11 protein-coding genes are annotated in these 13,620 nt (G+C 58.2%); 8 read left to right on the top strand and 3 right to left on the bottom strand.

Annotated features, from left to right (window positions below; all coding sequences use genetic code 11):
- Nucleotides 1–118: 118 nt before the first annotated feature.
- The gene (gene cheB / locus Q9Q94_RS15465; protein ID WP_305981024.1) at nucleotides 119–1,168 is read left to right on the top strand and encodes a chemotaxis-specific protein-glutamate methyltransferase CheB; all 1,050 of its coding nucleotides are present in this window, start codon (nucleotides 119–121) and stop codon (nucleotides 1,166–1,168) included.
- Between the two features lie 142 nt (nucleotides 1,169–1,310).
- Here the strand turns inward: cheB and Q9Q94_RS15460 are convergent, their stop codons facing one another.
- Genes Q9Q94_RS15460 through Q9Q94_RS15450 form a run of 3 tightly spaced genes read right to left on the bottom strand, consistent with a single transcriptional unit; the run spans nucleotide 1,311 to nucleotide 3,367 of the window.
- On the bottom strand, nucleotides 1,311–1,928 hold the full coding sequence (locus tag Q9Q94_RS15460) for a transglycosylase SLT domain-containing protein (RefSeq protein WP_305981023.1): 618 nt from the start codon (nucleotides 1,926–1,928) through the stop codon (nucleotides 1,311–1,313).
- Nucleotides 1,929–1,938: 10 nt separating this feature from the next.
- Nucleotides 1,939–2,298, bottom strand: a complete 360-nt coding sequence (locus Q9Q94_RS15455) for an Hpt domain-containing protein (RefSeq protein WP_305981022.1) — start codon at nucleotides 2,296–2,298, stop codon at nucleotides 1,939–1,941.
- Nucleotides 2,299–2,335: 37 nt separating this feature from the next.
- On the bottom strand, nucleotides 2,336–3,367 hold the full coding sequence (locus Q9Q94_RS15450) for an HD domain-containing phosphohydrolase (protein WP_305981021.1): 1,032 nt from the start codon (nucleotides 3,365–3,367) through the stop codon (nucleotides 2,336–2,338).
- 441 nt (nucleotides 3,368–3,808) lie between these two features.
- Here Q9Q94_RS15450 and Q9Q94_RS15445 point away from each other — a divergent pair, with 441 nt between their 5' ends.
- From Q9Q94_RS15445 to Q9Q94_RS15415, 7 genes are all read left to right on the top strand, one after another.
- Nucleotides 3,809–5,713, top strand: a complete 1,905-nt coding sequence (locus tag Q9Q94_RS15445) for an ABC transporter substrate-binding protein (RefSeq protein WP_305981020.1) — start codon at nucleotides 3,809–3,811, stop codon at nucleotides 5,711–5,713.
- Nucleotides 5,714–5,783: 70 nt separating this feature from the next.
- A complete protein-coding gene (locus Q9Q94_RS15440; RefSeq protein ID WP_305981019.1) occupies nucleotides 5,784–6,770 on the top strand; it encodes an ABC transporter permease in 987 nt (328 codons plus the stop codon).
- On the top strand, nucleotides 6,767–7,888 hold the full coding sequence (locus tag Q9Q94_RS15435) for an ABC transporter permease (RefSeq protein WP_305981018.1): 1,122 nt from the start codon (nucleotides 6,767–6,769) through the stop codon (nucleotides 7,886–7,888). The genes Q9Q94_RS15440 and Q9Q94_RS15435 overlap by 4 nt, the downstream gene beginning before the upstream one ends.
- 20 nt (nucleotides 7,889–7,908) lie before the next feature.
- Entirely contained in the window at nucleotides 7,909–9,660 is a 1,752-nt protein-coding gene (locus tag Q9Q94_RS15430) for an ABC transporter ATP-binding protein (protein ID WP_305981017.1), read from the top strand.
- 738 nt (nucleotides 9,661–10,398) lie between these two features.
- A complete protein-coding gene (locus tag Q9Q94_RS15425; RefSeq protein WP_305981016.1) occupies nucleotides 10,399–11,262 on the top strand; it encodes a c-type cytochrome in 864 nt (287 codons plus the stop codon).
- A 55-nt stretch (nucleotides 11,263–11,317) separates the two neighbouring features.
- Nucleotides 11,318–12,712 carry a cbb3-type cytochrome c oxidase subunit I gene (locus Q9Q94_RS15420; RefSeq protein WP_305981015.1) on the top strand — a complete coding sequence of 465 codons (1,395 nt, stop codon included), beginning with the start codon at nucleotides 11,318–11,320 and terminating at the stop codon, nucleotides 12,710–12,712.
- Nucleotides 12,705–13,535, top strand: a complete 831-nt coding sequence (locus Q9Q94_RS15415; RefSeq protein ID WP_305981014.1) for a CbbQ/NirQ/NorQ/GpvN family protein — start codon at nucleotides 12,705–12,707, stop codon at nucleotides 13,533–13,535. The genes Q9Q94_RS15420 and Q9Q94_RS15415 overlap by 8 nt, the downstream gene beginning before the upstream one ends.
- Nucleotides 13,536–13,620 lie beyond the last annotated feature (85 nt).

Here is a 13,620-nt window from a genome sequence, read left to right as displayed (position 1 = left end):
TGCGATTTTACCCTGAGCCCGGGGTGGCGCCGGCATCGTTTGATGACTGCCATGTTCAGGCTCAAGTTTGTGACGTTTTGAGCCGCAACAAAGAAGATGAGCGCCTGTTTCTGACCCCATGACTGCCATCAAACTTCTGATTGTCGATGATTCGCCGCTGGCTGCGCGCCACTTGGCCAGCCTGTTTGCGCGCGATGCCGCGTTTGTTCTGCTGGGGATTGCCCGCAACGGGGTCGAAGGCGTTGCCATGGCGGCAAGCCTGAAGCCTGATGTGGTGTGCATGGATATCACCATGCCCGATATCGATGGTTTCGAGGCGACCCGGCGGATCATGGCGGCTTCGCCGGTGCCGATCGTGATCGTCAGTTCGACGTATGAGCCGCGGCTGGTGTCGATGGCGTTTCGCGCACTGGAGACCGGGGCGCTGGCCATTCTGGAGAAACCGCCGGCAGGCAATACACCGGATAGCCGGCAGCGACAGGATGATTTGCTGGCGACTTTCCGGGCCATGGCGGCGCGGCGTGCCGTGCGCGGCATATCGCGCGCCCTGACCCCCGCGCCCGCCGGGCCGGCGGTGTCGGCGGCCAAATCGAGCGGGCGGCGCCCGGAATTGCTGCTGATCGGCGCCTCCACGGGGGGACCGCAGGTGATCCAGACCGTACTCAAGGGCTTGCCGGCCAGCTTCCCGCTGCCGATCCTGATCGTGCAGCACATGTCGCCGGGGTTTTCCGCAGGGTTTGCCCAATGGCTGAGCCAGACTACGCCCTTTGATGTACGTCTGGCGGTCGAGGGCGAATCGCCGCGGCCCGGCTGTGCCTATGTGGCGCCGGAGAAACTGCATATGGAGTGGCGAACGGACCGCTGCCTGCATCTGCTGCAGGGCGATCTGGAGCATGGGGTGAAGCCGGCGGTGTCGCGCCTGTTCCGCTCCGCACTGGCGGCCGATGCTTCGGTGGTGGCCGTGCTGCTCAGTGGCATGGGCAAGGACGGTGCGGCCGAGCTCAAGGCTTTGCGGGATGCCGGGATGCTGACCATTGCACAGGATCAGGCGAGTTCGGTGGTGCATGGCATGCCCGGCACCGCCATCCGCTTGGGGGGCGCCAGCATGGTGCTGGCCGATACGGCGATTGCTCCGGCGCTGCTGCGCGCACTGGGTTTGCCGGGGTGAGTGCTTGGAGTGCGGGTGGCTGTCGACCCGCATGGGACGGGCTTTCCGGAGATGCCTGCGTCAAGAGCCAGGCTGGGCGGCATTCTTCCGGAGGCCTGCCTGAAGAGGCTAGTCCGGAGCGGCTCTCCGATGCACTGCCGGGTCAGATGCGAGGGGTGTTCTGGCGCCGGAATATCGCCATCTGTTCCAGTACGGCCGGTACGTAGCGCTGGGTTTCTTCGTAAGGAGGAATGCGGTTGCCGTGGCGGATGACGGCATTTTCCCCCGCGTTGAAGGCGGCGAGGGCCAGATGTACGTCTTCGCGGAACAGGGTCAGCAGCTCCCGCAGGTAGCGTGCCCCGCCATTCAGATTCTGGCGTACGTCATAGGCATTGGTGACACCATAACGTTTGGCGGTGCCCGGCATCAGCTGGGTCAGGCCCATTGCGCCTTTGGGTGAGCGGGCACGCGGGTTGGCACGGCTTTCAATGGAGACCAGCGCCTTGAGGAGCAGGGGGTCCAGCGAGTGCGTGCGGGCCGCGGCCTCGACTTCGGGCAGCAGCGCAGCCGGGAACTTGTAAAGAAAATTGCCGCCCAGCGGCAGGAAGATGGCTTTGGGGCCGCGCGCATCGCGCCACAGAAGGCGGGCGCGGCGATCCGAAGGGATGTCCGTGTAATTGGGAATGCCCTTTTCATCCACGAAGCCGTAGACGTCGGCACGGGCCTGGAATACGGCAAGCAACAGCAGGCCGGCGAAGGTGAGGCGGAGGGCAGGATGCATCGGGAACGGGTCAGGACACCTCCTGGCGCAAGGCGTCTTCCACCTCGATCAGCGCCTGGCACAACGTGTCTGTCAGGATAGCGAAGCTGGCAGTCTCGCCGTTTTTGGCGGCGTCCTCAAGATGCACGGCCGCCAGAACGGCCGCTTCGGAGCCAAAGTTGCCCACCGCACTCTTGGCGCAGTGCGCCGTGGCATGCAGTGCGACACTGTCGCCAGCCCGCAGGGCGGCCAGCAGGCGCTGGCGGATATCCGGTCCGTCAGTCAGAAAAACGGTGGCAATTTCGCGCAGCAATCCTTCATCGCCACCGATCTGTTCCAGAATCCATTGGCGGTTGAAGATGCTGCTGTCTGATGGGAGAGAAAGACTCATGGCGGGTGCTCCTTGATTGGCCCGGAGAGTTGGTTGATCAATCCTGATAGCGACTGTGAATATCGAGAACCTCTTCCCAGTGCTCAAGGAAAAGGTCCACACAGACCGGATCGAAATGTGTGCCCCGTCCCGCCCGCAGATATTCACAGGCTTGCTCCAGCGTCCACGCCTGTTTGTAAGGACGGTCAGAGGTGAGGGCGTCAAATACGTCGGCAACCGCCACGATGCGTCCCATCAGCGGGATGTCTTCCCCCGATTTGCCGGCGGGATAGCCCGAACCATCATATTTTTCGTGGTGGCTCAGGGCTATTTCAGCGGCAATCTGCAGCATCGGGGAGCTGGAATTGCACAGGATTTCATAACCAATGACGGCATGCTGACGCATGATCGCCATTTCCTCCGGAGTCAGCCGCCCGGGTTTTAGCAGGATGTGGTCTGGCGTGCCGAGTTTCCCCACGTCGTGCATCGGCGCGGCCGATAGCAAAAGGCTGACGGTTTCCTCCGGCAGGCCCAGGTGACGGGCAATGGTGGCTGAGTAATGGGCCATGCGCAGGATGTGGGCGCCGGTTTCCGGATCACGGAATTCGGCAGCACGCGCCAGGCGCATGATGGTTTCGCGCTCACGCTGATAGATTTCTTCGGTGGCCTGCCGGACGGCGATCGCCAGTTCGTCGGCGCGATGCGTTGAGGCGGCCATTGCCGCCCGCAATGCCAGCATGTTGCGGACCCGCGGAATGAATTCGTGCTTGTCGATGGGCTTGGTCAGAAAGTCTGTAGCGCCCGCCTCAAGTGCGGCGTAACGCACTTCCTTGTCGGCCGCCGCCGTGACCATCAGGATCGGGCGTTCCCGCAGCGCAGGCGTGGCGCGGCAACGGCGGATGAATTCCAGACCATCCAGACGCGGCATCATGTAATCAACGATGATGAGATCCGGTTCGTTGTCCAGACACCAGGCCAGACCGAGCTCCGGGTCCGAAAACACGGAGCAGTCGTGCGCCTCCAGGCGTTTGACCAGGCTTTGCATGATCAGCAGGTTGACCGGCGTGTCTTCAATGAGGGCAATGATCATGGTGACAGTAGGGGCTGAATGAGCCGGCAGAGGCCTTGAAGCTGTTACGGCTTTTCTCTCATCCGCCTTGAGCTTGAACGCCCTGTCCGGCATTGCTGCGCTGCGGTGGCGGGATTTTTTTGTTCAGATACAATGCGTTCAGGGTTAACCCTAGGGAAAGTCGTGGCGGACTTGATTTGGCACAAATGCCAGCCGCCATGGCCCCGCTAAGGTTGCGCCGTAGCAGGTCGTCGTGCAAGGCGAAAAAATGTCAGGTCCGGGTGTTTCTGCAAGAAGCATTCAGCAGCAGTTTGCGGTTTCCTGACGTTTTTTTTTCGCCCATACGCATAAGGCCGCTTGATGGTAGGATTAGTTGGGGTTTGTGCTTATACTTGACGCGCGCAGTGGCCCGGTACTGCACAGACTTTCACCAAACCCGGTATTTCAAACTAGGAGGACGTGATGAGGTTGATTCCCTCTCGATTGGCGGTAGCCGTTGCTGCGGTTGCCGTTGTAGCCGTTCCTTCGCTCGCATTGGCCTATAACCAGGCCCCCATGCTGGCGAACAACAAGGCCTTGCCGCCTGTAGATCAGCGCTTGCCCGCAAAGCCGCAAGTGATCAAGCCGCTGGACCGTGTCGGTCAGTACGGCGGCACCCTGCGTACCGCCATGCGTTCCAACAACGACCACAACGCCATCCTGCGTGTGATTGGCAACCAGTCGCTGGTGCGCTGGGGTGTGGATGGCTTCAACAAGATTGAGCCGAATCTGGCTGAGAGCTGGACCATCAGCCCTGATGCAACCAGCTACACGTTCAAGCTGCGTCAAGGTGCGAAGTGGTCTGACGGTACGCCTTTCACCGCTGACGACATCCTGTTCTCCATGAACGATGTGCTGGCCAACAAAGGTTTCCTGTCCGCCGTGCCGGCCGATTTCCAGCCTGGCGGTACGCCGGTTGTGGTGACCAAGACCGACGACTACACCGTCGTGTTCAAGTTTGCCAAGCCGTATCTGCCGTTCCTGGAAAAACTGGCGACCCCGGTTGACCAGTATCCGACCCTGTTCCAGAAGAAGTACTGCAGCCAGTTCCATCCGAAGTACAACGCGAATGTGGCTGATCTGATCAAGCAGAACAATGCCAAGGACTGGGGCCAGCTGTTCCGCAACTTCTGTGGCGACATTGAAATCCCGGCTCGCTGGGGTAACCCGAGCAAGCCTGTGATGGATCCGTGGGTCATCAAGGAGCCGTACACCGGTTCTGCCACCAAGGTTGTGCTGGAGCGTAACCCGTACTTCTGGCAGGTCGATACTGCCGGCAACCAGCTGCCTTACATTGACCGCGTTCAGTTCCAGCTGATTTCCGAAGTGGAAACCATCCTGCTGGCCGCCATCAATGGTCAGCTTGATTATCAGCAGCGCCATATCTCGGGCATCACGAACCGTCCGGTTCTGTCCGAAAACATGGCTCGTGGCGGGTACAAACTGCTGCCTTCTGCCGGTATCAATGCCAACCAGGCTGGTCTGTGGCTGAACCATTCGACTTCGAATGCCAAGCTGCAGAAGCTGATCCGCAACAAGGATTTCCGTATCGCCTTGTCGCACGCGATTGATCGTCGTGAAATCAACGACATCGTGTATCTGGGTCAGTCCCAACCGTGGCAGTCCGGTCCGCACAAGGCTTCGAAGTTCTACAACGAGAAGCTGGCAACCCAGTATCTGGCCCTGGATATCAAGAAGGCCAATGAGATGCTGGACAAACTCGGCCTGAAGATGGGTTCGGACGGTTTCCGTCAGTACCCGGAAGGTGGCCGTGTTTCGCTGGGCATGATCGTCATGATCTCCAATGCCGCCTTGATGGAAACCTCGGAGCTGCTGCGCAAGCACTTCTCCAAGATCGGCGTGGAACTGGTGATCAACTCCTCCGAACGTTCCCTGTTCTATGACCGTGCCAACACCAACCAGTACGACATCTCCCTGGATGTGTTCTCTGGTGGTCTGGATCCGACGATGAACCCGCGTCCTTGGCTGGCTATTCACGCCACCGAGTCGCGTATGAGCCTGCCTTGGGTCAAGTACTACCTGACCGATGGCAAGCAAGGTGAGAAGCCTTCGCCCAGCATGCTCAAGCGTCTGGATCTGTTCGACAAGTGGCAAGTCGCCAAGACTGAAGCTGAAGCCGATGGCCTGTTCAAGCAGATCCTCGAAGAAGCTGCCAATGAGTTCGAAGTGATCGGTACCGTGATGCCTGCGCCTAACACCGGCGTGATCAACAAGCGGATCGTCAACACTCCGGCAATCATGCCTGACGGCTGGACCTGGCCGACCCCGGGACCGTCGCTGGTGCAACAGTGGTCTTTTGTAAAGTAAGCCTGTAATACCCCCTGCCCGGAGGCGAAAGTCTCCGGGCCCCGTCGAGGTTACGTTAGAGAGTCAAGCCGTGCTTAACTACATATTCAAACGCATGCTCTCGGCGATTCCATTCATGTTCATGGTATCGCTGACGGTATTCATCCTGATCCAGTTGCCTCCTGGCGACTTCGTTGATAGCTATGCTGCGGCGGCAGCCAGTTCCGGCGAGACCATCAGTCCTGAAAAAATGGCTGACTTGCGTCATCAGTTCGGTCTTGATCGGCACATCCTCATCCAGTATTTCTACTGGATCGGCGGGATCGTGACCGGGAATTTCGGTTATTCCTTTGAATGGCAATCTCCGGTGAAGGATCTGGTTGGTGAGCGTATTGGCCTGACCCTGATCCTGTCCGTTGCAGCCATGCTGTTTACATGGGCCCTGGCCCTGCCGATCGGCGTGTATTCAGCCGTCAAGCGCTATTCAATCGGTGATTATTTCTTCACCTTCGTTGGTTTTATCGGCCTGGCAGTGCCTAACTTCCTGCTTGCGCTGGTGATGATGTTCATCGCATCCAAGTATTACAACCAGGATGTAACCGGCCTTTTCTCGCCCGAGTTTCAGTCGGCTGACTGGTCTCTGGCTCGTGTCTATGACCTGATGCACCACTTGTGGATCCCGATGATCATCATGGGTGCGGCCTCGTCTGCCGGCCTGATCCGGATTCTGCGTGCCAACCTGATTGACCAGTTGTACATGCCTTACGTGGTGACGGCCCGCTCCAAAGGTCTCTCCGAAGTCAAGTTGCTGATCAAGTATCCGGTGCGCATTGCACTCAACCCCTTTGTCAGTTCGATCGGCTGGATCCTGCCTAACCTGGTTTCGGGTGCGGTGATCATCTCCATCGTGCTGAACCTGCCGACCGTGGGCCCGATGCTGTATCAGTCCCTGATGTCGCAGGATATCTACCTGTCTGGCACGATCCTGCTGGTAGTGTGTTTGTTGACGGTTGTCGGCACTTTGCTGTCCGACATCCTCCTGGTTATTCTCGATCCGCGGATTAGGTTGGAACAATGAGCGAAGAAAACAAACAAGAGACTGCGCAGGTCAATATGGCCAACCTGCGCGGCGGCATCGAGTATGCCTCGCAATGGCAGCTGATGTGGGCGCGCTTCCGCAAACACCGCGTGGCCTATGCCAGCATGGTGCTGGTGGCGTTGCTCTACGTGGTGGCAATTTTTGCGGAGTTCCTGTCTCCGTTCAGCCCGGAAGATCCTTCCAGCCGGACGGTGTATCAGCCGCCGCAAGTGCTTCACTTCGACGGATTCAAGCCCTACGTGAACAAGTTCACGTTGACGCGTGATCCGGTCACCCTGGCACCGACCTACGTAAAGACCGACGAAAAAACCTATCTGGAATTTTTCGCAAAGGGTTACGAGTACAAGATGCTGGGCATCTGGGAAACCAATCTCCATCTGTTCGGACCGAAAGAACAGGGTGAGAAGATGTTCCTGTTCGGCTCCGACAAGCTGGGTCGTGACATGCTCTCCCGAGTCATCTTCGGTGCGCGTTTCACACTGTCCATGGGTCTGATCGGGGTGATCCTGTCTACCGTGCTGGGTATCGCACTGGGTGGTGTTTCGGGTTATTACGGTGGCAAGATCGACTGGGCGATCCAGCGTCTCGTGGAGTTCATCCTGTCGTTGCCGACGATCCCGATCTGGCTGGCCCTGGCGTCTGCCCTGCCGCGTAACTGGCCGCCGCATCTGGTGTATATCTCGGTGACGGTGATCATCTCGCTGATTGGCTGGACCCACCTGGCGCGTGTGATTCGCGGCAAGTTCCTGGCCATGCGCGGTGAAGTGTTCGTGATCGCCGCCAAGCTGGATGGCTGTTCGGAAGCACGAGTGATTTTCCGTCACATGCTGCCCTCGATGGCGTCGCACGTGATTGCTGCCGTGACACTGGCCATCCCGTCCATGATTCTGGCCGAAACCACGCTGTCTTTCCTGGGGCTGGGTCTGCAGCCGCCGGCAATCAGCTGGGGTGTTCTGCTCAAGGATGCGCAGAAGATCAGCGTCATTTCCAATGCTCCGTGGCTGTTCCTGCCTGGTGTGATGGTGGTGATCTCCGTGCTCGCGATGAACTTCTTCGGTGATGGTCTGCGTGATGCAGCCGACCCGTACTCGCACTAATTCCAGGAATGGTTGATACCGTGAATACTTCAATCCAAACTCCGTCGAGCGACATCATCCTCGACGTCCGTAACCTGAAGACCTACTTCGGCACGGGCGACAAGGCTGTCAAGGCGGTCGATGACATCAGTTTCAAGATGATGCGCGGCAAGACGCTGTGTATCGTGGGTGAATCCGGTTCGGGCAAGTCTGTAACGGCCCGTTCCATCCTGCAGATCGTTGATCCTCCCGGCAAGATCATGGGCGGTGACGTGCTGTACTACGGCAAGGATCCGAAAGGTCAGAATCTGGCTCAGCTGCATGAGCGCAGCAAGGAAATCCGCTCCATCCGGGGTCATGAAATCTCCATGATCTTCCAGGAGCCGATGACCTCGCTGTCGCCGATCCACACGATCGGCAACCAGATCATGGAAACCATCCTGCTGCACCAGAACGTGGACAAGGCCGAAGCTCGTGCCCGCGCCATTGAACTGCTGCGCCGTGTGGAAATCCCGAACCCGGGCGTGGCTATCGACAAGTACACCTTCGAGTACTCGGGTGGCATGCGTCAGCGCGCCATGATCGCCATGTCGCTGGCTTGCAACCCCAAGATCCTGATCGCCGATGAGCCGACCACCGCTCTGGATGTGACCACACAGGCTGAAATCCTGGCGCTGATCAAGGAGCTGCAGACCTCCTACGGCATGGCTGTGCTGTTCATCACGCACGATATGGGCGTGGTGGCTGAAATCGCTGACGAAATCGGCGTGATGCAGAACGGCAAGATGCTGGAGTTCGGTTCCGCTGAACAGATCTTCTACGAAGCCAAGAACCCCTACACCCTGCAGCTGATCGATTCCGTGCGCAAGCTGGAAACTTCGGCGCGTGCAGCGCGTGGTTCCCGCGCAACGGACAAGAAGCTGATGGAAATCCGTGGCGTGTCGAAGATCTATCCGGCACGTTCGACTTTCATGGGCAAGGCCAACCCCCCGTTCAAGGCTCTGGATAACGTCTCGCTGGACGTGTTTGAAGGCGAGAACCTGGGTATCGTGGGTGAGTCCGGTTCGGGCAAGACCACGCTGGGTAACTGCGTGATCCGTGTGCTGAGCTGTTCCGGCGGTGAAGTGCTGTTCCGCATGGCCGATGGCCGCATCACCGACCTGGCAAAGGCCAAGACCGGTGAGCTGCGTCAGGTCCACCGCGAAATCCGCATGGTGTTCCAGGATCCGTTTGCATCGCTGAATCCGCGGATGACCATCGGTCAGATCGTCGGTGAGCCGCTGCTGGTGGCCGGCACCCACACGGGTGAGGCCCTGCGCAAGCGCACCGAGGAACTGCTGGAAACGGTGGGTATTCCGGGCGCGGCAATGGAGCGTTATCCGCACGCCTTCTCGGGTGGTCAGCGTCAGCGTATCGGTATTGCCCGTGCGCTGGCATTGAACCCGCGTCTGATCATCGCCGACGAAGCAACTTCGGCGCTGGACGTGACCCTGCGTTCGCAAGTGCTGGATCTGCTGCTCGACCTGCAGGACAAGCTGAGCCTCAGCTTCATCCTCGTGTCGCACGACATCGGCGTGATCCGTTACTTCTGCGACCGCGTGGCGGTGATGTACAAGGGGCAAGTGGTGGAGCATGGCCCGGCCATGAAGATCTGCTCAGCTCCGGACCATCCTTACACCAAGGCGCTCATCTCTGCCGTGCCGGGTACCCACCCGCGCGACAAGCGTATCGTTAATCGTCACCGCTACGATGCTGAAGCACAGGCTTCCGGCATCAAGCTGGGCGGCAACTGATCACCTTGTCTGCACTAACGCGTGTGCCGGTGCCGTGCAATACACTGCGGCCGGCACATGAGTGAGTACAGAAGGGTTGTGTAAGGCCATGAATCGGCCACAGAGGAATCTGTGGCCGATTTTCTTTTGCCGGCACAACAGAAGCCGGAAGTAGTCTGCCATCGTTCGTGCCATATTCGCCGCCTTGGCATCCTCGTCATGCCGGGTTGGGGTTTTCGCTTTGAACAGCGGTGTTCGCGAGAGCGGATGTCAGTCACTCCTCAATCCTCATCCCAGACACAGCATCGTGGCCCTGCAGCAGGGCTAACTGCGCCGAATTCCGGCAAGGTTTGCGTGCAGGGAGCAATGCAAGCCAATGTAGCGTCTCAACTTATTTGAGGCCTTTTTATCTACGGGAGCGATCACTGCCTCAGTATCCAGGCAGATGGCTGCATTGTTCTGATCACCCTACTTGCATGTCGGATTCATAACTCCCGTTGTCTTGCGTAACAAAGCGTCTGTATTGTGCGCTGCAACTTTCAATCCCCTGTTTTAGGACCTAGTGTTTCTTGAACTCATCAAGCAGCGCTGAAAGACAGACTGTTTGTTAACGAAGGAGCGAAGATGCAAGCTTCAACTACCCATGCAGTTTTGAAGATACTGAGTTACGTGATTCTCGCCCTGATGATGAGCACGATCCTTTACGCGGCCTATATTTCTGCCGTTTACTGGACAGGCATTAGCGTATAGAGAGCCCTCATGAATAAACGACAAACACGTCTCTTCGCCGGGGCTGCGACAGCTGTATCTGCGCTGGTTTTCCTTGTCCTCACAATCGATAGTCACAGGCAGTTCGGGAAACTGACCAATGCCGATAACATCACCCCTGCAGTCTCTCGCGGCAAAGACATCTGGCACGCTAAAAACTGCATCAATTGCCATACCCTGTTTGGCGAGGGGGCGTATTACGCCCCTGACCTGACCAAGATCACGCAGCTCAGGGGCAACACCTACCTCGAAGCCTTTCTGCGCGATCCGTCGAAGTTCTACGATGAAGCCAAGTATCGTCGAGTGATGCCTGCGCAGAATCTGAGCGACACTGAAATATTGGATCTCATCGCATTCCTGGACTGGGTCAGCAAGGTGGATAACCAGGGATGGCCACCGCGGCCTATTCTGGTTGCAGGCGCCACGATCCCCGGCACTGACAGGACGGTAGCCCAGCAGCAGTCGGTGGCGGCGACATCTAACACACAGGCGGCCACGGCGGGCTCCGTTTCTACTGCGGACGATCCTGTCGCGCTAGGTCAGGCCTTGTTCAACAGTGTCAGCCCTTCCTGCAATGCATGTCATTCGATCGCTCCCGGTGTGAATATGGTTGGGCCCTCATTGGCTGGGGTGAGTGCTCGCGCCCAGCAGATCATTTCTTCTCATGCCTACAAGGGACAGGCGAAGGACGTTGCCGGCTACATCCGCGAATCAATTCATGATCCGAGCGCCTATGTCGTCACGGGAGCGAGCTATTCAGCCAACGGCATCTCATTTATGCCGAACACGTATGGGCAGAGTTTGAAACCTGAGCAACTTGACTACCTCGCTGCCTACCTTGGCAGTTTGAAATAGGCTAGCGGCCGGACGGTTAATCCCGTCGGGCCAGCATCGAAACAGGGAGTGATCCATGCGTTACAAATCGCAGTCCGTTGCATACTGGTATTTTGCCGCCGCCATGGTGCTTTTCGGACTTCAGCTGGTCTTTGGGCTGCTGTCGGCCACCAAGTATCTGGGCCCGGATCCGCTCATCAATCTGCTGCCTTTCGATGTCACGAAGGTCATCCACACCAATCTTCTGATCGTATGGGTGCTGACCGGTTTCATGGGCGCTACATACTGGCTCGTGCCTGAAGAGTCACGGACAGAAATTCACAGCGTCAAGCTGGCGTACATCCAGCTCGGGTTGTGGCTGCTTATGGGGGTGACGGCCGTCATCGGTTACCTCTTCGGCTATGGTGCAGGCAACAAGCTGCTTGAGCAGCCCATACCCCACAAGATAACCATTGTCGTCGTGATGTTGATGTTCCTCTACAACGTCGGCATGACGATCAAGAAGTCAGGTCGTTTCACCACGACAGAAGGCGTTCTGCTACTTGGTCTGGGTAGCGCTGCTCTGCTTTACCTGCCTGCGCTTCTGCACTATTCCAACTACACCGTATCCATCTACTACCGGTGGTGGACCATCCACCTTTGGGTGGAAGGCGTGTGGGAGATGATTCAAGGTGGCTTCCTGGCCTACCTCCTGATTCGTCTCACCGGAGCGGACCGTGAGGTGATGGAAAAATGGCTGTACGTGATCGTTGGTCTTGTTTTCATCGCGGGGATTCTTGGAACCGCGCATCACTATTACTGGGTGGGGGTGCCGGCGTATTGGCTTCCCATTGGTGGAATCTTCAGTGCGCTTGAACCCGTTGCCCTGGTCGGCATGGCGATCTACGCTTATTCCGCACTGCGACGCTCCGGGCTTGCTCACCCCAACAAGCTGGCTTTGCACTGGACATTGGGCAGCGCCGTATTCACCCTCTTTGGTGCCGGTCTGCTCGGTTTTGCCCACACTTTTCCCAGCGTGAACAAATGGACACATGGCACGCTGATTACAGCCATGCACGGCCATGCCGCGTTCTACGGTGCTTATGCCATGATTGTCCTGGCGATGATCGTTTATGCGCTGCCTTCCATCACGGGGCGCAAGGAAGGCGGCAGCGCTGCAGGCTACTGGTCTTTCTGGCTGCAATTGGGGGGCATGTTCGGCATGACTCTGTCTTTTGCTACGGCAGGTATCGGTCAGGTATATCTCGAACGTATCCTTGGCCTGGGTTATCTGGATACGCAGTTGAAGATCCAGGTCCACTTCCTCATGCTGATAGCGACAGCTTCGATTTTTACCGTTGGAGTCGTGCTCTTCATCTACGATTTCTTCAGGCACGCGCCACGCTTTCATCTGGAACCTGAAGACGACGATCTGAAAGACCGCCCGACAGGAAATCTGCGTGCTGAAACGGATCCGGTGAAGTATGGGTAGCCGCGAATTACTTGAGCAAGGTGGCGTCGACAGGCTACGCAGTGACCAGACGCCTCCCTTTTACCTGGCTCACGCGGAAGAAGTCAGTGTCTTCGAACAATGCCATGCCCACAAACTGGCGGTCATGCTCAAAGGCCCCACCGGCTGCGGCAAAACGCGCTTCGTCGAGTACATGGCGTGGCGACTGAGGCGGCCGCTCATCACCGTCTCCTGCCACGATGATCTGAGTGCGAGCGACCTCATCGGGCGCTTTCTGGTCGAACACGACCGCACTGTCTGGAAGGACGGTCCGTTGACACGCGCAGTGCGTAGCGGCGCCATCTGCTACCTGGATGAAATCGTGGAGGCTCGTCAGGACACGGTGGTGGTACTCCATCCCCTGAGTGACCATCGCAGGCTGCTGCCCATCGACAAGACCGGTGAAGAAATCAAGGCGGCGGAGGGGTTCCAGCTGGTGGTCTCGTACAACCCGGGGTACCAGCGCATGCTCAAGGACCTCAAGCCGAGCACCCGGCAGCGGTTTGTTGCGCTCGATCTTGGTTTTCCGGACGAAGCTGCGGAAGCCAGAATCATTGCCCATGAAACCGGGATCGATATGGGAATGGCTCGCGGCCTTGTCAGCCTGGGGCGCAGGATCAGGGCACTCGAAAACAGCGGTCTTGCCGAAGTACCGGGAACGCGTCTCCTTGTGGCTGTGGGACGCCTTGCCGTTTCCGGCATTCCGATCCATCTGGCATGCGAGGTGGCCCTGGTTTCGCCTTTGTCCGATGATGAATCTCTCGTCGCTGCGATGCGGGATCTGGTCAGGCTGAGTTTTGCCTGAGCGCAGCACTGCACACGCCTTACGTCCACGTCTCCGGAGTCTCTAGCCATCGCCGAAGCAGAGGATGTCATCACTGATGCCGCAC

The organism is Uliginosibacterium sp. 31-16, assembly GCF_030730865.1.
Taxonomy (GTDB): domain Bacteria; phylum Pseudomonadota; class Gammaproteobacteria; order Burkholderiales; family Rhodocyclaceae; genus Uliginosibacterium.
The sequence above is the reverse complement of the archived record's forward strand: the minus strand, read 5'-3'. Positions and strand labels throughout refer to the sequence as shown.